The organism is Streptomyces sp. NBC_00539, assembly GCF_036346105.1.
In the GTDB taxonomy this organism is placed as follows: Bacteria; Actinomycetota; Actinomycetes; order Streptomycetales; family Streptomycetaceae; genus Streptomyces.
The window spans coordinates 5,259,776-5,284,898 of the sequence record NZ_CP107811.1 but is presented as its reverse complement, the minus strand read 5'-3'; the positions used below and the strand labels follow the sequence as shown (position 1 = coordinate 5,284,898).

General features: G+C 70.7%; 21 protein-coding genes. 9 read left to right on the top strand and 12 right to left on the bottom strand.

What is annotated here, in order from left to right; genetic code table 11:
• Window positions 1-16 precede the first annotated feature (16 nt).
• Together sufB and OG861_RS23685 are read right to left on the bottom strand one after the other, a co-directional pair.
• A complete protein-coding gene (gene sufB, locus OG861_RS23690; protein ID WP_329194265.1) occupies window positions 17-1,432 on the bottom strand; it encodes a Fe-S cluster assembly protein SufB in 1,416 nt (471 codons plus the stop codon).
• The gene (locus OG861_RS23685) at window positions 1,429-2,187 is read right to left on the bottom strand and encodes a helix-turn-helix transcriptional regulator (protein WP_329194266.1); all 759 of its coding nucleotides are present in this window, start codon (window positions 2,185-2,187) and stop codon (window positions 1,429-1,431) included. The genes sufB and OG861_RS23685 overlap by 4 nt, the downstream gene beginning before the upstream one ends.
• A gap of 204 nt (window positions 2,188-2,391) precedes the next feature.
• Here OG861_RS23685 and OG861_RS23680 point away from each other — a divergent pair, with 204 nt between their 5' ends.
• The 4 genes from OG861_RS23680 (at window position 2,392) to OG861_RS23665 (ending at window position 6,297) form a co-directional block, all read left to right on the top strand.
• Entirely contained in the window at window positions 2,392-3,318 is a 927-nt protein-coding gene (locus OG861_RS23680; protein WP_329194267.1) for an ABC transporter ATP-binding protein, read from the top strand.
• A complete protein-coding gene (locus OG861_RS23675) occupies window positions 3,315-4,082 on the top strand; it encodes an ABC transporter permease (protein ID WP_329194269.1) in 768 nt (255 codons plus the stop codon). Before OG861_RS23680 ends, OG861_RS23675 begins: the two co-directional genes overlap by 4 nt.
• Window positions 4,083-4,166: 84 nt before the next feature.
• Complete coding sequence (locus tag OG861_RS23670; RefSeq protein ID WP_329194271.1) at window positions 4,167-5,303, top strand: hypothetical protein; 1,137 nt, start codon at window positions 4,167-4,169, stop codon at window positions 5,301-5,303.
• A 4-nt stretch (window positions 5,304-5,307) separates the two neighbouring features.
• Window positions 5,308-6,297: a COX15/CtaA family protein gene (locus tag OG861_RS23665; RefSeq protein WP_329194273.1), complete on the top strand. Its 990-nt coding sequence runs from the start codon at window positions 5,308-5,310 to the stop codon at window positions 6,295-6,297.
• A gap of 11 nt (window positions 6,298-6,308) precedes the next feature.
• Here the strand turns inward: OG861_RS23665 and OG861_RS23660 are convergent, their stop codons facing one another.
• From OG861_RS23660 to OG861_RS23650, 3 genes are all read right to left on the bottom strand, one after another.
• A complete protein-coding gene (locus OG861_RS23660; protein WP_329194275.1) occupies window positions 6,309-7,430 on the bottom strand; it encodes an amidohydrolase family protein in 1,122 nt (373 codons plus the stop codon).
• Between the two features lie 148 nt (window positions 7,431-7,578).
• Window positions 7,579-7,893: a hypothetical protein gene (locus tag OG861_RS23655; RefSeq protein WP_329194277.1), complete on the bottom strand. Its 315-nt coding sequence runs from the start codon at window positions 7,891-7,893 to the stop codon at window positions 7,579-7,581.
• Between the two features lie 39 nt (window positions 7,894-7,932).
• Complete coding sequence (locus OG861_RS23650; protein ID WP_329194279.1) at window positions 7,933-8,874, bottom strand: heme o synthase; 942 nt, start codon at window positions 8,872-8,874, stop codon at window positions 7,933-7,935.
• A 276-nt stretch (window positions 8,875-9,150) separates the two neighbouring features.
• Between OG861_RS23650 and tkt the strand changes: the two genes are divergently transcribed.
• The 5 genes from tkt to pgl all read left to right on the top strand — a co-directional run bounded on the left by tkt (window position 9,151) and on the right by pgl (window position 15,876).
• Window positions 9,151-11,253, top strand: coding sequence for a transketolase (gene tkt / locus OG861_RS23645; RefSeq protein WP_329194281.1), 2,103 nt, complete (start codon window positions 9,151-9,153; stop codon window positions 11,251-11,253).
• A 34-nt stretch (window positions 11,254-11,287) separates the two neighbouring features.
• Window positions 11,288-12,406 carry a transaldolase gene (gene tal / locus OG861_RS23640; protein ID WP_329194282.1) on the top strand — a complete coding sequence of 373 codons (1,119 nt, stop codon included), beginning with the start codon at window positions 11,288-11,290 and terminating at the stop codon, window positions 12,404-12,406.
• A gap of 2 nt (window positions 12,407-12,408) precedes the next feature.
• The gene (zwf, locus tag OG861_RS23635; protein WP_329202100.1) at window positions 12,409-13,938 is read left to right on the top strand and encodes a glucose-6-phosphate dehydrogenase; all 1,530 of its coding nucleotides are present in this window, start codon (window positions 12,409-12,411) and stop codon (window positions 13,936-13,938) included.
• Window positions 13,935-14,984, top strand: a complete 1,050-nt coding sequence (gene opcA / locus OG861_RS23630; protein WP_329194284.1) for a glucose-6-phosphate dehydrogenase assembly protein OpcA — start codon at window positions 13,935-13,937, stop codon at window positions 14,982-14,984. The genes zwf and opcA overlap by 4 nt, the downstream gene beginning before the upstream one ends.
• 115 nt (window positions 14,985-15,099) lie before the next feature.
• A complete protein-coding gene (gene pgl, locus OG861_RS23625; RefSeq protein WP_329194286.1) occupies window positions 15,100-15,876 on the top strand; it encodes a 6-phosphogluconolactonase in 777 nt (258 codons plus the stop codon).
• Between the two features lie 76 nt (window positions 15,877-15,952).
• On the opposite strand, the gene pgi is transcribed toward pgl, so the two are convergent.
• From pgi to OG861_RS23590, 7 genes are all read right to left on the bottom strand, one after another.
• Window positions 15,953-17,611: a glucose-6-phosphate isomerase gene (pgi, locus tag OG861_RS23620; RefSeq protein ID WP_329202102.1), complete on the bottom strand. Its 1,659-nt coding sequence runs from the start codon at window positions 17,609-17,611 to the stop codon at window positions 15,953-15,955.
• A 164-nt stretch (window positions 17,612-17,775) separates the two neighbouring features.
• A complete protein-coding gene (locus OG861_RS23615) occupies window positions 17,776-18,111 on the bottom strand; it encodes an RNA polymerase-binding protein RbpA (RefSeq protein ID WP_007263454.1) in 336 nt (111 codons plus the stop codon).
• A gap of 181 nt (window positions 18,112-18,292) precedes the next feature.
• Complete coding sequence (gene secG / locus OG861_RS23610; RefSeq protein WP_190182709.1) at window positions 18,293-18,514, bottom strand: preprotein translocase subunit SecG; 222 nt, start codon at window positions 18,512-18,514, stop codon at window positions 18,293-18,295.
• Between the two features lie 149 nt (window positions 18,515-18,663).
• Window positions 18,664-19,440 carry a triose-phosphate isomerase gene (tpiA, locus tag OG861_RS23605; protein WP_329194288.1) on the bottom strand — a complete coding sequence of 259 codons (777 nt, stop codon included), beginning with the start codon at window positions 19,438-19,440 and terminating at the stop codon, window positions 18,664-18,666.
• Between the two features lie 6 nt (window positions 19,441-19,446).
• Window positions 19,447-20,658, bottom strand: a complete 1,212-nt coding sequence (locus OG861_RS23600) for a phosphoglycerate kinase (RefSeq protein WP_329194291.1) — start codon at window positions 20,656-20,658, stop codon at window positions 19,447-19,449.
• 139 nt (window positions 20,659-20,797) lie between these two features.
• Window positions 20,798-21,805: a type I glyceraldehyde-3-phosphate dehydrogenase gene (gene gap, locus OG861_RS23595; protein ID WP_329194293.1), complete on the bottom strand. Its 1,008-nt coding sequence runs from the start codon at window positions 21,803-21,805 to the stop codon at window positions 20,798-20,800.
• A 232-nt stretch (window positions 21,806-22,037) separates the two neighbouring features.
• Entirely contained in the window at window positions 22,038-24,998 is a 2,961-nt protein-coding gene (locus OG861_RS23590) for a M14 family metallopeptidase (RefSeq protein ID WP_329194295.1), read from the bottom strand.
• Window positions 24,999-25,123: the final 125 nt, after the last annotated feature.

The window sequence follows — 25,123 nt, the reverse complement described above, 5'->3', positions numbered from 1 at the left end:
GGACGGCCGGTCGGGACTAACCGACCGAGCCCTCCATCTGCAGCTCGATCAGCCGGTTCAGCTCCAGCGCGTACTCCATGGGCAGCTCACGCGCGATGGGCTCGACGAAGCCGCGCACGATCATGGCCATGGCCTCGAACTCCGTCAGACCGCGGCTCATCAGGTAGAAGAGCTGGTCATCGGAGACCTTGGAGACCGTGGCCTCGTGGCCCATGGAGACGTCGTCCTCGCGCACGTCCACGTACGGGTACGTGTCCGAGCGGGAGATCGTGTCGACCAGCAGCGCGTCGCACAGCACGTTGGACTTCGAGCCGTGCGCGCCCTCGCCGATCTCGACCAGGCCGCGGTACGAGGTGCGGCCGCCGCCCCGTGCCACCGACTTGGAGACGATGTTGGAGGAGGTGTGCGGCGCCATGTGGACCATCTTGGAGCCGGCGTCCTGGTGCTGGCCCTCGCCCGCGAAGGCGATGGACAGGGTCTCGCCCTTGGCGTGCTCGCCCATCAGGTAGACGGCCGGGTACTTCATGGTGACCTTGGAGCCGATGTTGCCGTCGATCCACTCCATGGTCGCGCCCTCGTACGCCACGGCGCGCTTGGTGACCAGGTTGTAGACGTTGTTCGACCAGTTCTGGATGGTCGTGTAGCGGCAGCGGCCGCCCTTCTTGACGATGATCTCGACCACGGCGCTGTGCAGCGAGTCCGAGGAGTAGATCGGGGCGGTGCAGCCCTCGACGTAGTGGACGTACGCGTCCTCGTCGACGATGATCAGCGTCCGCTCGAACTGGCCCATGTTCTCCGTGTTGATGCGGAAGTAGGCCTGGAGCGGGATGTCGACCTTGACGCCCTTGGGGACGTAGATGAACGAGCCGCCCGACCACACGGCGGTGTTCAGCGAGGCGAACTTGTTGTCGCCGACCGGGATGACCGTGCCGAAGTACTCCTGGAAGAGCTCCGGGTGCTCCTTGAGCGCGGTGTCCGTGTCGAGGAAGATGACGCCCTGCTCCTCCAGGTCCTCGCGGATCTGGTGGTAGACGACCTCGGACTCGTACTGGGCCGCGACACCGGCGACGAGGCGCTGCTTCTCCGCCTCGGGGATGCCGAGCTTGTCGTAGGTGTTCTTGATGTCCTGCGGCAGGTCCTCCCAGGAAGCGGCCTGCTTCTCGGTGGAGCGCACGAAGTACTTGATGTTGTCGAAGTCGATGCCGGAGAGGTCGGAGCCCCAGTTCGGCATGGGCTTCTTGGCGAACAGCTTGAGGCCCTTGAGGCGGAGGTTCAGCATCCACTCCGGCTCGGACTTCTTGGCGGAGATGTCGCGGACGACCTCTTCGGACAGACCCCGCTTGGCAGCGGCACCGGCCGCGTCGGAGTCGGCCCAGCCGTATTCGTAGGTGCCCAGGCCATCGAGCTCAGGGTGAGCAGTCTCCGTGGTCATGCGGGGTTCCTCCCGGCCGTGCTTGCAGATACTGATGTGTCGGTCTGTGCGGCGCCTGTGGGGCCGGCGCTTCCGCTTCGCGGAATGAACGTCGTGCACACCCCGTCGCCGTGGGCGATCGTGGCGAGTCGCTGCACGTGTGTCCCCAGCAGGCGGGAGAAGACCTCGGTCTCCGCCTCGCAGAGCTGCGGGAACTGCTCGGCTACGTGAGCCACCGGGCAGTGGTGCTGGCAGAGCTGTTCACCGCTGTGCGGACCGGGAGCGCTCTTCGCCGTAGCAGCGTACCCGTCCGCGGTCAACGCCTTGGCCAGGGCCTCCGTGCGCTCCGCAGGAGCGGCCGCCTCGAGGGATTCCCGGTAGGCCTCCGCCTGTGCGGCCATGCGCGCCCTCGCGAAGGCGGCGACGGCCGCCTCTCCCTGCTCGCCCCCGCCGGCGGCCTGCGCGATCCAGCGCATGGCGTCCACGGCGAGCGAGTCGTAGGACTGGTCGAAGGCGTCGCGGCCGCAGTCGGTGAGCGCGAAGACCTTGGCGGGCCGGCCCCGGGTGCGGGCTCCGTAGACGCGCTGCTCGCGGGGTGCGACCACGTCGTCGGCGACGAGTGCGTCGAGGTGACGGCGTACGGCGGCCTGGGTGAGGCCGAGGCGCTGCGCCAGGTCGGCGACGGTGGACGGACCGTGGTCCAGGATGGAGCGCGCGACCCGGTCGCGGGTTGACCGCTCCCCGGTTGCGAGCTCCCCCTGAGGGGTCTCGATCATCCGTGCGCCGTATTTCACAACGCCATTGTTGCGTAATTACTCCGAGCCGTACAAGCGGTGACGGACGCCACTCCTGGTGTCCTCCGTCACTAAGGGTTACCTAATTTTGTCTAAAGATCACTCAAAGCCGCACGTGAGGGCGAGTTCCGGCCCCCTCCACCCCACGGCCCGGACGGCCGTCCGGCCCTCCGTAGACTCACCCGCATGAGTAACGACCCCGCCGTGGAGATCCGCGGACTGGTGAAGCGGTACGGGCCGAAAACCGCGGTGGACGGCCTCGACCTCACCGTCCGCAGGGCCTCGGTCACCGCCGTCCTCGGCCCCAACGGCGCGGGCAAGACCACCACCGTGGAGACCTGCGAGGGCTACCTCCGCCCCGACGCCGGCACGGTACGCGTCCTCGGTCTCGACCCGCTCGCCCAGGGCCCGGCCCTGCGCCCGCGGATCGGCGTGATGCTCCAGTCCGGCGGCGTCTACTCCGGCGCCCGCGCCGTGGAGATGCTGCGCCACATGGCCGGCCTCTACGCCGACCCCCTCGACGTGCCCGCCCTGGTGGAACGCCTCGGACTCGGCAGCTGCGGACGCACCCCCTACCGCCGGCTCTCCGGCGGCCAGCAGCAGCGCCTGGCCCTGGCCATGGCCGTCGTGGGCCGCCCCGAGCTGGTCTTCCTGGACGAGCCGACCGCCGGCCTCGACCCCCAGGCCCGCCGCGCGACCTGGGACCTCGTACGCGAACTGCGCGCCGACGGCGTCAGCGTCGTCCTCACCACGCACCACATGGACGAGGCCGAACAGCTCGCCGACGAGGTCGCCATCGTGGACGCCGGCAAGGTGATCGCCCACGGCAGCCCCGAGCTGCTGTGCCGCGGCGGCGCCGAGAACACCCTGCGCTTCACCGGCCGCCCCTCCCTGGACCTGGCCTCGCTGCTCAAGGCCCTGCCCGACGGCACCCGGGCCGCCGAGCTCACCGCGGGCGTCTACCGGGTCACCGGTGACGTCGGCCCGCAGCTGCTGGCGACCGTCGCGTCCTGGTGCGCGCAGAACGGGGTGATGCCCGACAGCCTCACGGTCGAGCGGCACACCCTCGAAGACGTCTTCTTGGAACTCACGGGCAAGGAGCTGCGCGCATGAGCGCCGGTACGTTCACCCCCCGGCCCGCGGCCGCGCCCCTGATGCGGATGATCCGGGCGCAGACCGCGCTGGAGACGCGGATGCTGCTGCGCAACGGCGAACAGCTGCTGCTGACCGTGATCATCCCGGCGCTGCTGCTGGTGCTGTTCTCGTCCGTGGACATCCTCGACACCGGCGCCGGCAAGTCCGTCGACTTCCTCGCGCCCGGCGTCCTCGCGCTCGCCGTGATGTCCACCGCCTTCACCGGCCAGGCCATCGCCACCGGATTCGACCGGCGCTACGGGGTGCTCAAGCGGCTCGGCGCCTCTCCGCTGCCGCGCCGGGCCCTGATGGCCGCCAAGACCCTGTCGGTGCTGGTCACCGAGGTGCTCCAGGTCGCCCTGCTCACGGTGATCGCCCTGGCGCTGGGCTGGTCGCCGCACGGGAACCCGCTCGCGGTCGCCGTACTGCTCCTGCTGGGCACCGCCGCCTTCTCGGGGCTCGGGCTGCTGATGGCGGGCACGCTCAAGGCCGAGGTGACCCTGGCCGCCGCGAACCTGGTCTTCCTGCTGCTGCTGGTCGGCGGCGGGGTGATCGTGCCGCTGGAGAAGTTCCCGGACGCGGTGCGCTCCGTACTGGAACTGCTGCCCATATCGGCGCTGTCGGACGGGCTGCGCGAGGTGCTCCGCAACGGGGCGGCGCTGCCCTGGGGCGACACGGCCGTCCTGGCCTGCTGGTCGGTCCTGGGGCTCGGCGCCGCGGCCCGGTTCTTCCGCTGGGAGTGAATCCCTTCCCCCGTTCGTTGTCCGGGCACGAGGATGGGCACCGCCACACATCGGCGACGCACACCAGGACACCGGGGGCGCGGCATGGGGCAGCGGGAAGCCGTTCTACGGCTGGACCAGCAGTGGGCGAGGGTCCGTTCGGGGGCGGCGCACGCCGGGCCCGAAGAGGCCGACCGGCTGCTCGCCGAGCTGATCGGCGCGCTGCGCGAGCCCGCCCGCACCGACGCCGAGTGCGCCGCGCGGCTGGGCCTGCGCCTGGGTGACCTCGCGGCCCGTCGCTTCGCCGCCGGGGACCGGGCGGGGGCCCTGTCCGCCATCGAGGAAGCACTCCGGCACGCCGGGCAGGCGGCCGGGCACGACCCCGAGTACGCCCGCTGGTACGCCCGGTCGCTGATCAACCAGGGCGTCTGGCTGGCCTGGCCGCTGAGCGACGCCGACCGGCTGCCCCGCTATCCCCTCGGCGCGGCCGGGGAGAGCGGCCCGAGCCCCATGGAGCGGGCGGCCGGCGAGCGGGCGCGTGAGGTGACCCGGGCCGCCGTCGAGGTCTGGGCCGGCCTCGACCAGCACGATCCGGTCAACCGGCGCGGCCTGGCGCAGGCCAAGGTGTTCCTCGGGGACCGCCTCGCCGAACTGGGCTTCGCCGACGACGCGGTGGCCTGGGCGGTGGACGCGGAGGCCGGGTTCCGCCGGATCCTGCTGTCCGGGCCGGACGAGGAGGAGGCGCAGGAGGCGGAGGGCGCCCTCGACCACATCGGCCGCCAGCTGGAACTGCGGCTGCGCCACCTGTCCTTCGACTCCCTCGCCGGTCTGCGCGCCCAGGGCCTGCTGCCCGAGCGGCTGCTGCCCCGGGCCGTGGTGGCCGCCCGGATCCAGGGCGCCCCGGAAGCGGAGATCGCCGCCCGGCTGGGCCTGGAGCCCGAGCAGGTCGCCACGAAGCTGGAGGTCACGCCCTGGCTCGCGGTGTGGCGCATCGAGGTGCGCGGCGCCGATGGGCTGTGGACGGTACCGGACCGGCTCTGGCAGGGCGCGGCGGAGGTCCGCGACCGGACGGCCGAGGAGGTGGCGGCCGAGCTGATCCGCGCCTTCATGGCGTCGGCGCAGTACCCGGGCGACGAGGGCTTGTGGCGCGTGCGGGTGTGGTGGCACGAGGAAGGCGACCCGGCGGGCGCCAAGTTCCGCCTGGTCATCGGCCCCGACGCACCCGGGGGTACCCCCTCGTGAAAGTTTGCACAAGGCGCGGCCTACGATAGGGGCCGTGTTGAACCCCCTCGCCTTCCTCGCCAGCCGCTGGACACCGTCACCCCGGACCGTCCGGCGGGCCGCGTTCGCCGCGCTCCTCATGAGCGTGGCCATCGTCGTCACCGGCGGCGCGGTGCGGCTGACCGGATCCGGTCTCGGCTGCGATACCTGGCCCAAGTGCACCGGCGACAGCCTGATCGTCACCCAGGAACAGGGATTCCACGGTGCGGTCGAGTTCGGCAACCGCATGCTGACGTACGTGCTGTGCGCGGCCGTCGGCTGGTGCATCCTCGCCGCCCGCTCCGCCAAGCCGTGGCGCCGTTCGCTCACCAGGCTCGGCTGGCTCCAGTTCGCCCTCGTGATGGGCAACGCGGTCCTCGGCGGCATCACCGTGCTCACCGGGCTGAACCCGTACAGCGTGGCCGGGCACTTCCTGCTCGCCACCTCCCTGCTCACGGTCACCACCGTCACCTGGCAGCGCACCGCCGAGGGCGACACCGCCCCCCGGCCCCGCGTCCCTGCCCCCGTGCGCAGGCTCTCCTGGGCCCTGGTCGCGGCGACCCTGGTCCTGATCGCGGCGGGCACGGTGGTCACCGGTTCCGGCCCGCACGCGGGTGACAGCAGCGAGATCAAGCGGATGCCGTTCGACTGGGCGGCCACCGCGCACGTCCACGCCGTGTCCGCCTGGGTGGTGTGCGCGCTCGCGCTGGCGGTGTGGCTGGTGCTGCGGGTGGCGGACGCCCCCGCCGACACCCGGGCGCGCGCCCGCGACCTGCTGGTCGTGTTGCTCGCCCAGGGCGCCGTCGGCTACGTCCAGTACTTCACCCACGTGCCCGAGGTGCTGGTCGCCGTGCACATGCTGGGCTCCTGCCTGGTGTGGATCTCGGTCGTGCGCGTGGTGCTCAGCCTGCGCGAGCGGGCGGTGGAGCGGGCGGGAATCCCCGCCCAGGGCGACAGCCAGCTCTCCGCCGTCTGAGCCGCGGGCGGTCAGGCCCGCTCGTCCAGCCGGTAGACGCGACGGGCGTTGCCCGCCGCGATCATCGCCGCGACGCGGTCCGCGTCCCGCCAGGACCAGGCCCCGTCGCCGACCCAGCCGAGCAGCACCCGGCCCAGCGCCTCGCGGAACACCAGGGCGCCCACCGCGTGCAGCTCGGGCAGCCGCCGGCCGCCGCTGGAGTAGAGCAGCTTCCCGAACGGCGCGACTTCCAGCAGCTCGGCCAGTACGGCCGCCGCTCCCGCGCCGGTCCGCGCGAGGAGCGGCCCCAGGTCGGCGTACACGTGCGGGAACGCCTCGGCCAGCCCGGCGGCGGCGCGGTGGTGCGGATAACCGCCGAGGAGCACCAGCGGCACCCCCGCGCCCCGGGTGGCCCGTACGAAGCCGGTCAGCAGCGCGGGATCGGCGTGCTCGGGCCGCTGCCCGGGCTCCGCGGCACCGGTGTGCAGCTGGATCGGCAGCCCGGTCGCGACGGCGCTCCACAGCAGGTGCCGCAGGAGGACGGGGTCGCGCACGGTGTCCCCTTTGGCGCGGCCGGCCAGCCACCGTCCGGCGGCTCCCCGTACGTCGCCCGGTCCGGGCGGTTCGGGCGCCTGGGCCAGGACGGCGGGATACCGCGCGCCCGCCCCGCACGTGAAGGCGACGGCCCCGGCGGCGGCGTGGTGGACGGCCTCGGCCAGGTTGGCGAGGAAGGCGGCGACGGTCCCGGAGGTATCGGCCACCTGCTCGGCCAGCGGCTCCAGCCGGACGGCCTCGAACGCCTCGGCGTCACCGGCGCGGGCCAGTTCCTTGGGGGCGGTGAGGTCGCCGGGCGCACCCGTGTCGACCAGGTAGGCGCCGATCCCCGCGCCCCGCAGCAGCAGCCGCCCGGCCTCGGTGACGCCGAGTTCGCGCCGCCGGGCGAGGTAGCGGACGGGCGGACAGTGGGGTTCGAGCCCGAGCAGCGGCGGGCACCAGCGGCGTACGGCGAAGCCGGTCTGGGTGTCGAAGAAGGTGGTGCCCGCGGCGGGCGGGCCTGCCGAGCGGACCAGCTCGGCCTCGAAGGTGCCGAGGCCGAGCTCGGTGCGGAGCACTCCCTGGCAGTACTGGTCCACCAGGGGCGGCGTTTCGATCATCCGGGCATCCCGTTGCGGACGTGAGGAAGCGGCTTCCACACGTCCTAACGGGTGAGCGGCGTGACAGGTGTTGCTCGCGCTGTTGACCGAGCCGCCCCCGAAAGGACCACCGGCCCCTCGGGCCGGGCGGGACTTCTCGGGACACGCCCTAGATCTGGATCCCGGCCATGCGCGACCACTCGTACGGGCCGGTCTTCACGCGGGCGGCGAACTCGCCGTCGAACTCCTCGTGGAGGGTCAGCCCGGCCTTCTCGGCGGCCTGCTCGGCCGCCGCGTAGGTCGGGGCCACCAGGTCGCCCCAGCCGCCGTCCGTGCCGACGAGCACGATCCGGGTGCCGGCCTGCCCGATGTGCGCGAGCTGCCCCTCGGCGCCGCCGTGCCGCTTGGCGAACGCGCCGATCTGCCTGGCCAGCTTCGCGGCCGTCCGGTCCTGCTTCTTCGTGTCTGCGGTGGTGTCTGCCATGGACGGCATGCTACCGGCGGGTAATGAACGGAGGAAGCGTCAGCGCAGGAAGGGGTCCACGGCCACGGCGACGAAGAGCAGCGACACGTAGGTGATCGACCAGTGGAACAGCCGCATCTCCTTGAGCTTCGCGCCCGTCACCCCGGCTTTGGCCCGCGCGTTCAGCGCGTGCGCCTCCCACAGCCACCAGCCGCCCGCCAGCAGCGCGACGGAGGTGTAGAACCAGCCGGTGTAGCCCAGCGGGGTCAGCAGCAGCGAGACGGCCACCATCACCCAGCTGTAGAGGACGATCTGACGGGCCACGACCTTGTTGCCGGCGACGACCGGCAGCATCGGTACGCCGACCCGGGCGTAGTCGTCCTTGACCTTCATCGACAGCGGCCAGTAGTGCGGCGGCGTCCAGAAGAAGATGACGAGGAAGAGGATGACCGCGGCCCAGGAGACCTCGTTCTTCACCGCCGACCAGCCGATGAGCACCGGCATGCAGCCCGCGATGCCGCCCCAGACGATGTTCTGGGCGGTGCGCCGCTTGAGCAGCATCGTGTAGACGACGACGTAGAAGAGGAGCGCGCCGAGCGAGAGCGCGGCGGACAGCCAGTTGATCAGCAGACCGAAGAACAGGGTCGAGAGGACCCCGAGCGAGATGCCGAAGACCAGGCACTCGCGCGGGCTCACCATGCCGGTCACCAGCGGGCGCTGCGACGTACGGTCCATCAGCGCGTCGATGTCGCGGTCGATGTACATGTTCAGCGCGTTGGCGCCGCCCGCCGACAGGTATCCGCCGAAGCAGGTCGCGAGAACCAGCCACAAGGACGGCACGCCCTGTTCGGCGAGGAACATCACCGGCACTGTGGTGATCAGCAGAAGTTCGATGATCCGCGGCTTGGTCAAAGCCACGAAAGCCATGACCCTGGCCCCGAACGGCCGATGACCGGGAGGGGTCCCCAGCACCCCCGCTGGACGGGATTCGACGGCCGTCACGCACACCCCTGACAGAGAATTCAGCAAGCCGGGGCAAGAGGCCCGTAAGGCTTGCACGTACTACGCCACTCTAGACGTTGCCCTCACCCCGCCCGGCCCCGGGGTCGCCTCGTGTTGGGCCGATCGGTCCGGGCGCAGGTGAACACCAGTCGGCGACCCGGCGACGCACTACCGGCACTCGAATAGTGGCGCGCCGTCTCGGGGGTAGGCTCGGAATCGCGCCGGTGCACCGTTCGTCACCGGGAAACAACATGTGGAGAGGAGCCCTGACTCACGGTGAGCACCAAGCCGACCACCACAGAGCTCGAGTGGACCGAACTGGACCAGCGGGCCGTCGACACCGCCCGCATCCTGGCCGCGGACGCGGTCCAGAAGGTCGGGAACGGCCACCCCGGAACGGCGATGAGCCTGGCCCCCGCCGCGTACACCTTGTTCCAGAAGGTCATGCGCCACGACCCGGCGGACCCCCAGTGGGTCGGCCGCGACCGTTTCGTGCTCTCCGCGGGCCACTCGTCCCTCACCCTCTACACCCAGCTCTACTTCGGCGGCTTCGGCCTGGAGCTGGACGACCTCAAGGCGTTCCGCACCTGGGGTTCCAAGACCCCCGGTCACCCGGAGTACGGCCACACGGCCGGCGTGGAGACCACGACCGGCCCGCTCGGCCAGGGCGTCGCCAACGCGGTGGGCATGGCCATGGCCGCCCGTTACGAGCGCGGCCTGTTCGACCCGGACGCCGCCCCGGGCACCTCCCCGTTCGACCACATGGTCTACGCGATCGCCGGTGACGGCTGCCTCCAGGAGGGCATCTCCCACGAGGCGTCGGCCCTGGCCGGCCACCAGAAGCTCGGCAACCTGGTGCTGCTGTGGGACGACAACCACATCTCCATCGAGGGCGACACGGAGACTGCCGTCTCCGAGGACACCCTCAAGCGCTACGAGGCGTACGGCTGGCACGTCCAGCGCGTCGCCCCGAAGGAGAACGGCGACCTCGACCCGAAGGCGGTCTTCGAGGCGCTCAAGGCGGCGAAGGCCGAGACCGGTCGTCCGTCCTTCATCGCCATGCGCTCGATCATCGCCTGGCCGGCCCCGGACGCCCAGGGCACCGAGGCCGCGCACGGCTCGGCCCTCGGTGACGACGAGGTCGCCGCCACCAAGCGCGTCCTCGGCTTCGACCCGGAGAAGACCTTCGAGGTCTCCGACGAGGTCATCGCGCACACCCGCAAGGCGCTGGACCGCGGCCGCGAGGCCAAGGCCGCCTGGGAGAAGGACTTCTCCGCCTGGCGCACCGCCAACCCGGAGCGCGCCGCCGAGTTCGACCGCATCGAGGCCAACGAGCTGCCCGCGGGCTGGGAGGACAAGCTCCCCGTCTTCGAGCCCGGAAAGGGCGTCGCCACCCGCGCGGCCTCCGGCAAGGTGCTCCAGGCGCTCGGCCCGGTCATCCCGGAGCTGTGGGGCGGCTCGGCCGACCTGGCCGGCTCCAACAACACCACCATCGACAAGAACTCCTCGTTCCTGCCGGAGGGCAACCCGCTGCCGGAGGCCGACCCGTACGGCCGCACCATCCACTTCGGCATCCGCGAGCACGCCATGGCCGCGTCCATGAACGGCATCGCGCTGCACGGCCACACCCGCATCTACGGCGGCACCTTCCTGGTGTTCTCCGACTACATGCGCAACGCCGTGCGCCTGTCGGCCCTGATGCACCTGCCGGTCACCTACGTGTGGACGCACGACTCCATCGGCCTGGGTGAGGACGGCCCGACCCACCAGCCGGTCGAGCACCTCGCCTCGCTGCGCGCCATCCCGGGCCTGAACGTGGTCCGGCCGGCCGACGCGAACGAGACCGTCGTCGCCTGGCGCGAGATCCTGCGCCGCCACACCAAGGTGTTCGGCAAGGGCGCCCCGCACGGTCTGGCGCTGACCCGTCAGGGCGTGCCGACGTACGAGCGCAACGACGACGCCGCCAAGGGCGGGTACGTGCTGTTCGAGGCGGCCGGCGCGGACGGCGCGAAGGCCGAGCCGCAGGTCGTCATCATCGGCACCGGTTCCGAGGTCCAGCTGGCCGTCGCTGCGCGTGAGGCGCTGCAGGCCGAGGGCATCGCGACCCGGGTCGTGTCGATGCCGTCCGTCGAGTGGTTCGAGGAGCAGGACCAGGCGTACAAGGACAGCGTCCTGCCGCCGTCCGTGCGTGCGCGCGTCGCCGTCGAGGCGGGCATCGGCCTGACCTGGCACCGCTTCGTCGGTGACGCCGGCCGCATCGTGTCCCTGGAGCACTTCGGTGCCTCGGCCGACGCGAAGGTGCTCTTCCGCGAGTTCGGCTTCACTCCCGAGGCCGTTGCCGCAGCCGCCCGCGAATCGCTCGCCGCCGCCGCGCGCTGACGCCCTTACACGACCAGTAGGAGATGCAATTCCCATGACAGACGCACTCAAGCGCCTCTCCGACGAGGGCGTGGCGATCTGGCTGGACGACCTGTCCCGCAAGCGCATCACGTCCGGCAACCTCGCCGAGCTGATCGACCAGCAGCACGTGGTCGGTGTCACCACCAACCCGTCGATCTTCCAGAAGGCCATCAGCCAGGGAGACGGCTACGACGGGCAGCTCTCGGACCTCGCCGCCCGCAAGGTGACCGTCGAGGAAGCCATCCGCATGATCACCACGGCGGACGTCCGCGACGCCGCCGACATCCTGCGGCCGGTCTTCGACGCGACCGAGGGCCAGGACGGCCGGGTCTCGATCGAGGTCGACCCGCGCCTGGCCCACAACACCAAGGCGACCGTCGCCGAGGCCAAGCAGCTGGCCTGGCTGGTGGACCGCCCGAACACCCTGATCAAGATCCCGGCGACCATGGGCGGCCTGCCCGCGATCACCGAGGTCATCGGCCGGGGCATCAGCGTCAACGTGACCCTGATCTTCTCGCTGGAGCGCTACCGCCAGGTCATGGACGCGTACCTGGCGGGTCTGGAGAAGGCGAAGGCCGCGGGCCTGGACCTCTCCAAGATCCACTCGGTGGCCTCCTTCTTCGTGTCCCGCGTGGACACCGAGATCGACAAGCGCCTGGACGGCATCGGCACCGACGAGGCCAAGGCCCTCAAGGGCAAGGCGGCGCTCGCCAACGCCCGCCTGGCCTACGAGGCGTACGAGGAGGTCTTCTCCTCCGAGCGCTGGGCCGCCCTGGACAAGGCGCACGCCAACAAGCAGCGCCCGCTGTGGGCCTCGACCGGCGTGAAGGACCCGGCGTACAAGGACACCCTGTACGTGGTGGACCTGGTCGCCCCCGGCACCGTCAACACCATGCCGGAAGCCACCCTGGACGCCACCGCCGACCACGGTGAGGTCACCGGCGACACCATTCACGGCACGTACGCGCAGGCGCGCGCCGAGCTCGACGCGATCGCCGCGCTGGGCATCTCGTACGACGAAGTGGTCCAGCTGCTCGAAGACGAAGGCGTCGAGAAGTTCGAGGCGTCGTGGAACGACCTGCTGAAGTCGACCCAGGCGGAGCTCGAGCGCCTCGCCCCCGCGGAGGACTGAGTATTTTGTCGGTGAACGGAGCGAACCCGCTTCGTGACGCACAGGACCGGCGGCTCCCGCGTATCGCGGGGCCGTCCGGCCTGGTCATTTTCGGCGTTACGGGTGACCTGTCGCGCAAGAAGCTGATGCCCGCCGTCTACGACCTCGCCAACCGCGGCCTGCTGCCCCCGGGCTTCTCGCTGATCGGGTTCGCCCGCCGCGAGTGGCACGACGAGGACTTCGCCCAGGAGGTGTACGAGGCCGTCAAGCAGCACTCGCGCACCCCCTTCCGCGAGGAGGTCTGGCAGCAGCTGGTCCAGGGCTGCCGCTTCGTCCAGGGCGAGTTCGACGACGACGCGGCCTTCGAAACCCTCAAGGCAACGATCGAAGAGCTCGACAAGGCGCAGGGCACGGGCGGCAACTTCGCCTTCTACCTGTCGGTCCCGCCCAAGTTCTTCCCCAAGGTGGTCCAGCAGCTCAAGGACCACGGTCTGGCGCAGAAGGAGGGTTCCTGGCGGCGCGCCGTCATCGAGAAGCCCTTCGGCCACGACCTCAAGAGCGCCGAGGAACTCAACAAGGTCGTCCACGAGGTCTTCCCCCGTGACGAGGTCTTCCGGATCGACCACTACCTCGGCAAGGAGACCGTCCAGAACATCCTGGCGCTCCGCTTCGCCAACACCATGTTCGAGCCGATCTGGAACCGGTCGTACGTCGACCACGTGCAGATCACGATGGCCGAGGACATCGGCATCGGCGGCCGGGCCGGTTACTACGACGGCATCGGCGCGGCCCGTGACGTCATCCAGAACCACCTGCTCCAGCTGCTGGCGCTGACCGCGATGGAGGAGCCCGGCTCCTTCCACCCCAAGGCGCTGGTGGCCGAGAAGCTCAAGGTGCTGACCGCCGTGGAGCTGCCGGAGGACCTGGGCAAGCACACCGTGCGCGGCCAGTACTCGGCGGCGTGGCAGGGCGGCGAGAAGGTCGTCGGGTACCTCGAAGAGGACGGCATCGACCCCAAGTCGAAGACCGACACCTACGCGGCCATCAAGCTGGAGATCAACAACCGCCGTTGGGCGGGCGTCCCGTTCTACCTGCGGACCGGCAAGCGCCTGGGCCGTCGGGTGACCGAGATCGCGGTCGTCTTCAAGCGGGCCCCGTACCTGCCGTTCGAGTCGGGCGCGACCGAGGAGCTGGGGCAGAACGCCCTGGTCATCCGGGTCCAGCCGGACGAGGGCATCACGGTGCGTTTCGGCTCGAAGGTTCCGGGCACCTCCATGGAGGTCCGCGACGTGACGATGGACTTCGCCTACGGCGAGTCCTTCACCGAGTCCAGCCCCGAGGCGTACGAGCGGCTGATCCTCGATGTCCTGCTGGGTGACGCGAACCTCTTCCCGCGCCACCAGGAGGTCGAACTGTCCTGGAACATCCTCGACCCGATCGAGGAGTACTGGGACAAGCACGGGAAGCCCGCGCAGTACCCGGCGGGCACCTGGGGGCCGGTCGAGGCGGACGAGATGCTCGCACGAGACGGACGGAGCTGGCGCCGGCCATGAAGATCGACCTTACGGAGACCACCTCCAGCAAGATCAACGCCGCGTTGGTGCAGGCACGCCGGGAGCTCGGCACGCCCGCCATCGGCATGGTCCTCACGCTGGTGATCGTGACCGACGAGGAGAACGCGTACGACGCGCTCAAATCGGCTAACGACGCGTCCCACGAACACCCTTCGCGGATCATCGTCGTGGTCAGGCGGGTCAGCCGCTCCCCCCGCAGCCGTCGCGACGCCCGGCTCGACGCGGAGATCCGCGTCGGGACGGACGCCGGTACCGGCGAGACGGTGGTGCTGCGCCTGCACGGTGAACTGGTCCACCACGCCCAGTCGGTGGTTCTCCCGCTCCTCCTGCCCGACGCCCCCGTGGTCGTCTGGTGGCCGGAGGGGGCTCCGATGGACCTGGCGGGCGACCCGCTGGGTGCGCTCGGTCAGCGCCGGATCACGGACACCTACTCCTCGGAGGAGCCCGTCGGTGCGCTCGGCGCCCGGGCGCAGGCGTACGCACCGGGTGACACGGACCTGTCGTGGACCCGGATCACGCCCTGGCGCTCGATGCTGGCCGCCGCGCTGGACCAGCAGAGGGTGTCGGTCATCTCCGCCACCGTCGAGGGCGAGGACGAGAACCCCAGCTGCGAGCTGCTGGCCATGTGGCTGGCGGACCGCCTCGGCGTGCCGGTGACGCGCACGCTGTCCCAGGGCCCGGGCCTGACCGCCGTACGCATGGAGACCAAGGACGGCACGATCGTCCTGGACCGCGCGGACGGCTCCCTGGCGACGCTGTGCATGCCCGGTCAGCCCGACCGGGCGGTGGCCCTCAAGCGGCGTGAGACGGCCGAGCTGCTCGCGGAGGAGCTGCGCCGGCTGGACCCGGACAACACGTACGAGGCCTCGCTGAAGTTCGGCGTGGACCGGCTGGAGGCGGCCGGTGCCCCGGCCGCCGCTCCCGCGGAAGCCCCCGCGGAAGCTCCCGCGGAAGCCCCGGCGAAGGCCCCCGCGGCCAAGCCGGCCGCCAAGACCGCGGCGAAGAAGGCCACGGCCAAGCAGTGACGTTTCTCGGCCGCCGGCCGGACCCCCTCCCGAGGGGGTCCGGCCGGCGGCCGTTCCCTTTCCCTCAGGCGCCGGACCGGTCCGGCACGAGCAAGAAGGCGGCACGCACATGGGTATGACGACTCCCCAGGTCGTCGTCCACCGGGACAAGGAACTGATGGCCCAGGCCACGGCGGCCCGGCTCATCACGAAGGTCGTGGACGCGCAGGCGGCCCGCGGCAGCGCCTCGGTGGTGCTGACCGGGGGCCGCAACGGCAACGGGCTGCTGGCCGCGCTCGCCGCGGCCCCGGCCCGGGACGCGATCGACTGGTCCCGGCTGGACCTGTGGTGGGGCGACGAGCGCTACGTCCCCGCCGACGACCCCGAGCGCAACCACGTCCAGGCCCGGGAGGCGCTCCTGGACGCCGTCCCCGTCGACCCGGCGCGCGTCCACGTGATGCCGGCGTCGGACGGCCCGTACGGGACGGACGTCGACGCGGCGGCGGCGGCCTACGCCGAGGAGCTGCGCAAGGCCTCGGGGCCCGAGGACCACGGCCCGGTCCCCACCTTCGACGTGCTGATGCTGGGCGTCGGCCCGGACACGCACGTCGCCTCCCTGTTCCCGGAGCACCCGGCGGCGCGCGAGAGCGACCGCACGGTGGTCGGGGTGCACGGGGCGCCGAAGCCGCCGCCGACCCGGGTCTCGCTGACCCTCCCGGCGATCCGCGCGGCGCGCGAGGTCTGGCTGCTGGCGGCGGGCGAGGACAAGGCGGGCGCGGTGGCCATCGCGCTCGGCGGCGCGGGCGATGTGCAGGCCCCGGCGGCGGCCGCGTACGGGCGCAGCCGGACCCTGTGGCTGCTGGACCGCCCGGCGGCGGCGAAGCTGCCCGCGGGCCTCTACCCGCCGGTCTGACGGCTCTACCCGCCGGTCCGCGGACGGGTGGGGACGGGTGCGGGGGCCTGTCGCGGCCCCCGCACCCGCCGCCGGATCAGGACCGGCCGCGCAGCGTGCGGTAGGTGGAGACCAGCTCCCGGGTGGAAGGGTCGAGGTCCTCCATGTGGGAGCCGTCGACCAGGGCCGGCTCGAGCTGCTTGGCCAGCACCTTCCCCAGTTCCACGCCCCACTGGTCGAAGGAGTCGATGTTCCACACCGCGCCCTGGACGAACACCTTGTGCTCGTAGAGGGCGATCAGCTGACCCAGTACCGCCGGCGTCAGCTCGTCCGCGAGGATCGTCGTGGTCGGGTGGTTGCCGCGGAACGTCTTGTGCGGGACCAACTCCTCGGCGACGCCTTCCGCCCGCACTTCCTCCGCCGTCTTGCCGAAGGCCAGTGCCTGGGTCTGCGCGAAGAAGTTGGCCATCAGCAGGTCGTGCTGCGCCGCCAGTTCGGGTTCCAGTTCCGCCACCGGGCGGGCGAAGCCGATGAAGTCCGCCGGGATCATCCGGGTGCCCTGGTGGAGCAACTGGTAGTACGCGTGCTGCCCGTTGGTGCCGGGCGTGCCCCAGACCACCGGGCCGGTGTCCCAGTCCACCGGCTGTCCGTCCCGGTCCACGGACTTGCCGTTGGACTCCATGTCCAGCTGTTGCAGGTACGCCGTGAAGCGCGAGAGGTAGTGGCTGTAGGGGAGCACGGCGTGCGACTGCGCGTCGAAGAAGCCCACGTACCAGACGCCGAGCAAGCCCATCAGCAGCGGCGCGTTCTCCTCCGGCGGCGCCGTACGGAAGTGCTCGTCCACGGTGTGGAAACCGCCCAGCATCTCCCGGAAGGCGTCCGGGCCGATCGCGATCATCAGCGAGAGGCCGATGGCGGAGTCGAAGGAGTAGCGGCCGCCGACCCAGTCCCAGAACCCGAACATGTTGGCCGGGTCGATGCCGAACTCCTCCACCTTCCCGGTGTTGGTCGACAGCGCCACGAAGTGCCGGGCCACCGCCGCGTCGTCACCGCCCAGCCCGGCCAGCAGCCAGGTCCGCGCCGAAGTGGCGTTGGTGATGGTCTCGATGGTCGTGAACGTCTTGGAGGCGATGATGAACAGCGTCTCGGCGGGGTCCAGTCCCCGCAGCGCCTCGTGCAGGTCGGCGCCGTCCACGTTGGACACGAAGCGCAGGGTCAGCCCGCGGTCGGTGAAGGCGCGCAGCGCCTCGTAGGCCATCGCCGGACCGAGGTCGGAGCCGCCGATGCCGATGTTGACGACGTTCTTGATGCGCTTGCCGGTGAACCCGGTCCACTCCCCCGACCTCACCTGCTCGGAGAAGGCGGCCATCTTGTCGAGCACGGCGTGGACGGCGGGCACGACGTTCTCCCCGTCCACCTCGACCACCGCGTCCCGGGGCGCGCGCAGCGCGGTGTGCAGGACCGCCCGGTCCTCCGTCGTGTTGATCTTCTCACCGCGGAACATCGCGTCGCGCAGCTCGGCCACGCCGGTGGCCGACGCCAGTTCACGCAGGAGTGCGAGCGTCTCGTCGGTGACGAGGTGCTTCGAATAGTCGATGTGCAGGTCGCCGACCCGCAGGGTGTAGCCGGCGCCCCGGCCGGGATTCGTCTCGAACAGCTCCCGCAGATGCGTCTGCCCCAGCGCTTCCCGGTGCTTTCCGAGTGCCAGCCACTCGGGCGTCCGGTTGAGCCTCGTCTTACGGCTGTCTGCGTTCATCTCGGACATCAACCCACTTCTTCCGTCCTGTTGTGCCCCGCCACGCCCCAACCTAAGGGATCCGAAGGGGGACAACGCGCACAAAGGGGCCCGGCCCGCGGGATTGTTCTCTCCCGCGGGCCGGGCCCCCAGTCACTCTTGAGTGGACCGGCGAGGGCCGACTCTCAGATCTCGCCCCGGAGTTTGGCGAGCGCCTCGGCGAGGATCGCCTCGCCGTCGGCATCGGTACGCCGCTCCCGCACGTAGGCCAGGTGCGTCTTGTACGGTTCGGTGCGCGGCGGCGCAGGCGGGTTGTCCCGGTCCTGGCCGGCGGGGAAGCCGCAGCGCGGGCAGTCCCAAGTGTCCGGTACCTGTGCGTCGCTGGCGAAGCTCGGCTGCGTCTCGTGCCCGTTCGAGCACCAGAAGGAGATGCGCAGGCGGGGCGCGGATTCGCCGCGCTCGGCCTCGCCCATCGGCCCCGCTCCGACCCGACTTCCACGGATCGCGTTGCCACTTGCCACGGTCGTAACTCCCTGCCTGATGGTGCCGCGGAGCGTGAGGGGTTTTCCGCTGCGGGCGCCCAAGTCTACGTAAGGCCGGGCGGCCGTCCAGCAACTGCAGGGGGCGCCCCCGCAGGAGCCCATGATAGGCCGCAGGGGGCGCGGCGGACCGGCACTATGGCCGGAACGCTCGGCTCGCGGGTTACTTCCTCAGCAGGCCGAGCGCGACGATGCAGGCGAACCACAGGAGACCGATCACGACGGTGATGCGGTCCAGGTTGCGCTCGGCGACCGAGGAGCCGCCCACCGACGACTGCATGCCGCCGCCGAACATGTCGGAAAGGCCACCGCCCTTGCCCTTGTGCATCAGCACGAGCAGCATCAGCAGGGCGCTGAAGACGATCAGGGCGATCGAGAACCCCAGAATCACGGCTGGTTCCTACTTTCCTGGCTGTTCCGGCCATCCGATTGTGCCGGGCGCGGGGGCCAGTGGCTGGTGGTACAGCCTCCTGGCCCCCGCAAGGGTACGACGGATCCGTCCTGGCGCATACTCGCTGCGGGGACGGCCGGGCCCTACTGGTCCCGGAAGCGGACGATCTTGACGAACTCTTCCACGTCCAGTGCCGCGCCGCCGATCAGGGCGCCGTCGACGTCGGGCTGGGCCATGATCGCGGCGATGTTGCCGGACTTGACGGAGCCGCCGTACTGGATGCGGACCTTGTCGGCCAGCTCCTGCGAGTACAGCTCGGCCAGGCGGCCGCGGATCGCCCCGCAGACCTCCTGGGCGTCCTCGGGGGTGGCGACCTCGCCGGTCCCGATGGCCCAGACGGGCTCGTAGGCGATCACGATGGACTCGACCTGCTCGGCGGGGACACCGGCCAGGCCGCCGTCGACCTGGGCGAGCGTGTGCTCGACCTGCCGGCCGGCCTTGCGGACGTCGAGGCCCTCCCCGACGCACAGGATCGGGGTGAGCCCGTGGCGGTAGGCGGCCTTGACCTTGGCGTTGCAGAGCTCGTCGCTCTCGCCGTGGTACTGGCGGCGCTCGCTGTGGCCCACGGCCACGAACGTGCAGGCCAGCTTGGCCAGCATCGGGCCGGAGACCTCACCGGTGTAGGCGCCGGAGTCGTGCGCCGAGATGTCCTGGGCGCCGTACTTGATCTTCAGCTTGTCGGCGTCGACGAGGGTCTGGACGGAGCGCAGGTCGACGAAGGGCGGCAGGACCGCGACCTCGACGGCGTCGTAGTCCTTGTCGGCGAGCGAGAAGGCGAGCTTCTGGGTGTGGGCGATGGCCTCGATGTGGTTGAGGTTCATCTTCCAGTTGCCCGCCATGAGCGGGGTGCGCGTGGTCATTGAGTGTCAGACCTCCAGTGCGGCGAGGCCGGGGAGCGTCTTGCCCTCGAGGTATTCGAGGGAGGCGCCGCCACCGGTCGAGATGTGGCCGAAAGCGTTCTCGTCGAAGCCGAGCGTGCGCACCGCGGCGGCGGAGTCCCCGCCGCCGACGACGGTGAACGCGTCGCTGTCGACGAGGGCCTGCGCGATCGCGCGGGTGCCTCCGGCGTAGTCGGGGTGCTCGAAGACGCCCACGGGACCGTTCCAGAACACGGTCTCCGCGTCGGCGATCTTCGACGCGTACAGCTCACGGGTCTTGGGACCGATGTCCAGACCCTCCTTGTCGGCGGGGATCTTGTCCGCGTCGACGGTGATGAAGTCGGCCGGGGTCTTGCCCTTGAGGTCGGGGAAGTCCGCGGACGCGAGGATGTCGACCGGCAGGACCAGCTCGACGCCGCTCTTCTCGGCCCGGGCCATGTACTCCTTGACGACGTCCACCTGGTCCTTCTGGAGCAGGGAGATGCCGACCTCGAAGCCCTTGGCGTAGAGGAAGGTGTACGCCATGCCGCCGCCGATGAGGATGCGGTCGGCCTTGCCGAGCAGCTGGTCGATGACGGCGAGCTTGTCGGAGACCTTGGCGCCGCCGAGTACGACCACGTACGGGCGCTTGACCTCGTCGGTCAGCTTCTTGAGGACGCCGACCTCGGTGGCGATGAGGTAGCCGGCCGCGTGGGGCAGGCGCGCGGGCAGGTCGAAGACCGACGCGTGCTTGCGGTGGACGGCGCCGAAGCCGTCGCCGACGTAGAGGTCGGCGAGCTCTGCGAGCTGGTCGGCGAAGGCGCCGCGCTCGGCGTCGTCCTTCGAGGTCTCGCCGGCGTTGAAGCGCAGGTTCTCGATGACGGCGACCTGGCCGTCGGCGAGGGACGCGACGGTCTCCCTGGCGGACGGGCCGACGGTGTCGGTGGCGAACGCGACGTCCGTGCCGAGCAGCTCACCGAGCCGCTCGGCGGCGGGGGCCAGCGAGAACGCCGGGTCCGGGGCGCCCTTGGGACGGCCCAGGTGCGAGGCGACGATCACGCGGGCGCCGGCTTCGGCGAGCTTGGCGATGGTCGGCTGGACGGCGCGGATGCGCCCGTCGTCGGTGATCTCGGTGCCGGCGAGCGGCACGTTGAGGTCCGCGCGGACGAAGACCCGCTTGCCCAAGACGCCCTCGGCGAGAAGTTCGTCGATCGTCTTCATGTGTTTCTACTCCTTATCCCCACGCGGGGTTTCCGTCCCGACCTGGGTGAGAGGGTACGAGACAAGCCACAGGGCCCGTGCGGCGCCTCGTTGCGCCACTCGGACCCTGTGCCTCACATCGTGCTGCCTGCCGTGACGATCAGAGCTGACCGCCGACGAACACCGTCAGGTCGACGAGGCGGTTGGAGTAGCCCCACTCGTTGTCGTACCAGCCGATGACCTTGACCTGGTTGCCGTCCTGAACCATCGTCAGGGACGCGTCGAAGGTGCAGGACGCGGGCCAGTTCACGATGTCGGAGGAGACGATCGCGTCCTCGGTGTAGTCGAGGATGCCCTTGAGCTGACCCTCGGCGGCCTTCTGGAACGCCGCGTTGATCTCTTCCTTGGTGGTCTCGCGGGAGAGCTCCAGGACGAGGTCGGTGACCGAGCCCGTCGGCACCGGCACGCGCATGGCCATCCCGTCCAGCTTGCCCTTGAGCTGCGGGAGGACCAGCGCGGTGGCCTTGGCGGCACCGGTCGAGGTCGGGATGATGTTCTCGGCGGCGGCACGGGCGCGGCGCAGGTCCGAGTGCGGGAAGTCGAGGATGCGCTGGTCGTTGGTGTACGCGTGGACCGTCGTCATCATGCCCTTGACGATGCCGAAGTTCTCGTCGAGGACCTTGGCCATCGGTGCCACGCAGTTGGTGGTGCAGGAGGCGTTGGAGATGACGTGGTGGTTGGCCGCGTCGTACTTGTCCTGGTTGACACCCATCACGATCGTGATGTCCTCGTCCTTGGCCGGGGCCGAGATGAGGACCTTCTTCGCGCCGGCCGCGATGTGCTTGGCGGCGTCGGCCTTCTTGGTGAAGATGCCGGTCGACTCGATGACGATGTCGGCGCCCAGCTCGCCCCAGGGCAGGTTGGCGGGGTCGCGCTCGGCGAACGTCTTGAAGGTGTTGCCGTTGACGGTGATGGTGTCGTCGGTGTGGGAGACCTCGGCCTTGAGGCGGCCGAGGATGGTGTCGTACTTGAGCAGGTGCACCAGAGTGGCGTTGTCAGTCAGGTCGTTGACACCGACGATCTCGATGTCCGCTCCCTGCTCAAGGAGCGCCCGGAAGTAGTTGCGGCCAATACGACCAAAACCATTGATGCCTACGCGGATCGTCACGAACCGATCTCCTCGTTGGTGCGCCGGTAAAAGTCCCCCGGCGAGCTGTATGGGATGTCCCCGACCGCTTACGACCCTACCTCTCCGTGAGCTTCTGAGTGACATCGGCCGACGGCTGACACTCCCCTGCTTCCCAGGAATGACACCGCGAGGCCCCGTGCCGGACGTGCCGGCACGGGACCTCTGGGACCTTGTCCCCGTTACCCGGAGTGAGGGCCCGCTAAGCCTGGAATCAGTGGTTCAGTGAACGGAGTGCCCTACCGACGAGTACGGCACGGTCGGACGCCGTCGGGACGTGTTCCAGGCCGAATCCGAGCAGGACCGTGTCACGCGTAGTGACAGCGGCGTAGGACTTGAAGAGCTCCCCGGACCTGTACCAATCACCCGGGACGACGGGGCTCCCGGCCGGTGCGCCCTGCGCCGTCCACGCCCCCAGCGAGGTCTCGAAGCCCTCGACGGCCCGGTCCGCCCCGCCGACGTTCAGCCTCGCCTCGTCGGCGAAGACGCCGCGGCCGCCCGCCCCGCCGTCGGTGATGTAGGACAGCGAGACCTCGACGGACTTTCCGGCGTAGGCGCTCAGGTCGAAGGAGACCTGCTTCCAGCCGCCCGAGGAGCCGGTGAAGCTGTTCCACGCCCCGCTGCTGCCGTGCGGCGTGCAGCCGCCGGCCGTCAGGTCGAGGTAATGGCGCAGGAAGGGGTGTCCGTTGATGAAGAACCCGGCCTCGCACTCGGCGGGGACCGCGGTGCTGCTGAGGCCGCCGGCCTCGGGCAGCGTGGTCCAGTCCTCCGCCCCGACGGTGTGCGCCTCCAGGACGGCGTGGTCGTACCCCGGCTCGGTGTTCCAGTTGAGGGCCGCCTTGAGCTGCGGCCGGTCGGCGGCCGTGACGCCGGTGAGGTCGATGGTGCGGGTCAGCCGCTTCCACTCGTTGTCCTCGTGGGTGGCCGAGGCCATCCCGGTGCCCGCGTAGGGGGCGTACGGGTTCACGACCCCGTCGTACTGGCCCGCCTGCGCGCTCTTGAACTGCGGGAACCGCGCCGGTGGCAGGGTTTGCGAGGTCACGGAGTAGGAACCGGGGTGGTCCAGCGGGTTGTCCGCCGCGTTCCCGAGGGCTGCCTTGGCTCCGCTGAGGGCGCCCGCGCCGGTGAAGGCGGTGGGCCCGCTGACGTCGGCCCGGCCGTAGGCGCCGAGGTAGTACTGGCTGAAGTCGTCGGTGGCGGCGCGGCCGACCTGGGCGTTGCCGCCCGCCAGCTCGCCGGCCTCGATGAGTTTGCCGCCCTCGTTGAGGAAGTCGCGCACCGCGAGCTGGGTGTCGCCGCCGGGGCTCTTGGCCCCGGTGTAGTGGACGGCCGTGCGGAAGTGGGAGAGCACCCCGAGGTGGTGCGGGACGCCCTGGGTGGCGACGTCCCAGACGGCCGCCTTCTTGCCGTTGGCGCGCAGGGCGGCGACGTACTCCTCGGCGTGGGTGGCCTTGGCGCCTTCCTCGGCGATCACGAGGACGTCGGCGTCGCGCGGCCGTTCGGCCACCGTGTAGGTGAAGTGCTCGCTGGAGATCTCCCTGCCCCGGTCGCGGCCGGTGAACCAGACCTCGACCTTGTCGCCCGGCTCGGCGCCGTCCACCTTGGCCCGGTACTCGTCGAACCAGTTGTTGTCGTCGCCGCCGTAGACCTCGCCGCCCTTCCAGGCCTTGAGCCCGTCGTCGTGGGTGCGGCCGCCGTTGACGCGGAACTTGAGCTGCTTGTCCCGCAGCGCCTTGCGGGCGGTGACGGAGACGGTCTGGTCCTCGCCGCGCTGCACGTAGGAGGTGGTGAAGGGGTCCACGGTGAAGTCGGCGGCGCTCAGGCCGACGGAGGACACCGGCCGGTCCGGGTGCGCGGCGCTCTCGGCGACCGACAGCGCGAAGGGGACGTTCTTGGCGAACTCGGCCTGGATGAGCTTCTCGTCGTCGGGGAAGTTGAAGACGGACCGGCAGTCCTCGGGCTTCCACCGGTCGCCGGGATCGACGGCGGACGCCGTCTGGCAGGTGCTCATCTCCGGCGTGAACATCATGACGCCGTTGACGTTGGCCGCGTGGCCGTCGGCCTCGCCGTTGGTGGTGTAGAGCTCGGAGGACACCTGGGGGTAGTAGCCGGGGATGGCCGAGTGCTCGGGGGTGCCGGCGAGCGCCTTGTAGGCCACGTCGTCGGGGGTGGGGGTGGCGACCTGCCAGCCCACCCCGTAGAGCAGCAGCTCGGCGGCCGAGTGGTAGTTGATCGCGTACGCGAAGCCGACGCGCTTCTCGAAGGCGTCCAGGGCGACGGTCTCGGGCTCGGAGTTCGCCTTCGGGCCGCGGTAGGTCTCGCTCGACGGGCTCTCGGAGGAGCCCTCGTCGTCGTACCCCCACCTGTAGGCGAAGTTCCGGTTCGGGTCGACCCCGTCGACGGCGGTGATCTTGCCGTCGCCGTCGTTGTCGCGCAGGTTCTTGCGCCACAGCCGCTGCCCGTCGGGGGCGTGCGTGTAGTCGTAGCCGTCGGGGTTGGCGGAGAGCAGGAACCACAGTTCGGTGGAGTCCACCAGCTTGGTGATGCGCTGGTCCTTGCCGTAGGTGTCCAGCGTCCGGTGCATCAGCCGCCGGGTCATCTCGGGGGTGATCCACTCGCGGGCGTGCTGGTTGGACATGTAGAGCACCGAGGGCTTGGCGCCGTCCTTGGTCTTCTTGGCGTCCTTGGTGACCTTCAGGGCGAGGATGTCCTTGCCCCGGACGGTCTTGCCGATGGAGACGACCTTGGTGAGGGACGGGTTGGCCCGCGCGGTGGCGAGGATCTCCTCCTGGAGGCCGCCCTTGCCGCTGTACGGGCGGAAGACGCCGTCCCCAGGGGCTTCGGCGCGGGCGCTCGGGGCGGTCTTGCGCTCGGCGATCTTGACGCCTTGTGCGGCGAGTCCCCCTGCCTGCCCCGCGGTGAGGAACAGTTCGGCCTTCGCCGTCCCGCTCTCGGGCGGGTGCGCGGCCAGTTCGTGGGCGTCCTGGCCGGCGGCGAGGACGAGCGGGATCTGTTCCTTGGTGAGGTCGGCGTCGTAGACCCGGACCTCGTCGGAGGCCGGTCCGGCTCCGCCGTCCGCCGCGGGCCGGGCGTGCGCCGCTACGGGTGAGGCGGCGAGTGTGGTTCCGATGACGAGTGCGCTAGCGGCGAGGATCGATCTCGCGCGGTGCCTCATGTGCCCCCCTGGGCGTCGTCTGCCACGAAAGCGTTGGGAGCCAGGCTCACGATCGCCCATGCCCATGTCAATGGGGCGTACGACGCGGGGCCCGCACGATCACCCGTGCGGGCCCCTGTCTTCCC

Coding starts and splice junctions, on each gene's coding strand:
- sufB (WP_329194265.1), bottom strand. CDS start 1,432: ATGACCACGGAGACTGCTCACCCTGAGCTCGATGGCCTGGGCACCTAC.
- OG861_RS23685 (WP_329194266.1), bottom strand. CDS start 2,187: ATGATCGAGACCCCTCAGGGGGAGCTCGCAACCGGGGAGCGGTCAACC.
- OG861_RS23680 (WP_329194267.1), top strand. CDS start 2,392: ATGAGTAACGACCCCGCCGTGGAGATCCGCGGACTGGTGAAGCGGTAC.
- OG861_RS23675 (WP_329194269.1), top strand. CDS start 3,315: ATGAGCGCCGGTACGTTCACCCCCCGGCCCGCGGCCGCGCCCCTGATG.
- OG861_RS23670 (WP_329194271.1), top strand. CDS start 4,167: ATGGGGCAGCGGGAAGCCGTTCTACGGCTGGACCAGCAGTGGGCGAGG.
- OG861_RS23660 (WP_329194275.1), bottom strand. CDS start 7,430: ATGATCGAAACGCCGCCCCTGGTGGACCAGTACTGCCAGGGAGTGCTC.
- OG861_RS23655 (WP_329194277.1), bottom strand. CDS start 7,893: ATGGCAGACACCACCGCAGACACGAAGAAGCAGGACCGGACGGCCGCG.
- tal (WP_329194282.1), top strand. CDS start 11,288: ATGACAGACGCACTCAAGCGCCTCTCCGACGAGGGCGTGGCGATCTGG.
- opcA (WP_329194284.1), top strand. CDS start 13,935: ATGAAGATCGACCTTACGGAGACCACCTCCAGCAAGATCAACGCCGCG.
- pgl (WP_329194286.1), top strand. CDS start 15,100: ATGACGACTCCCCAGGTCGTCGTCCACCGGGACAAGGAACTGATGGCC.
- pgi (WP_329202102.1), bottom strand. CDS start 17,611: ATGAACGCAGACAGCCGTAAGACGAGGCTCAACCGGACGCCCGAGTGG.
- tpiA (WP_329194288.1), bottom strand. CDS start 19,440: ATGACCACGCGCACCCCGCTCATGGCGGGCAACTGGAAGATGAACCTC.
- OG861_RS23600 (WP_329194291.1), bottom strand. CDS start 20,658: ATGAAGACGATCGACGAACTTCTCGCCGAGGGCGTCTTGGGCAAGCGG.
- OG861_RS23590 (WP_329194295.1), bottom strand. CDS start 24,998: ATGAGGCACCGCGCGAGATCGATCCTCGCCGCTAGCGCACTCGTCATC.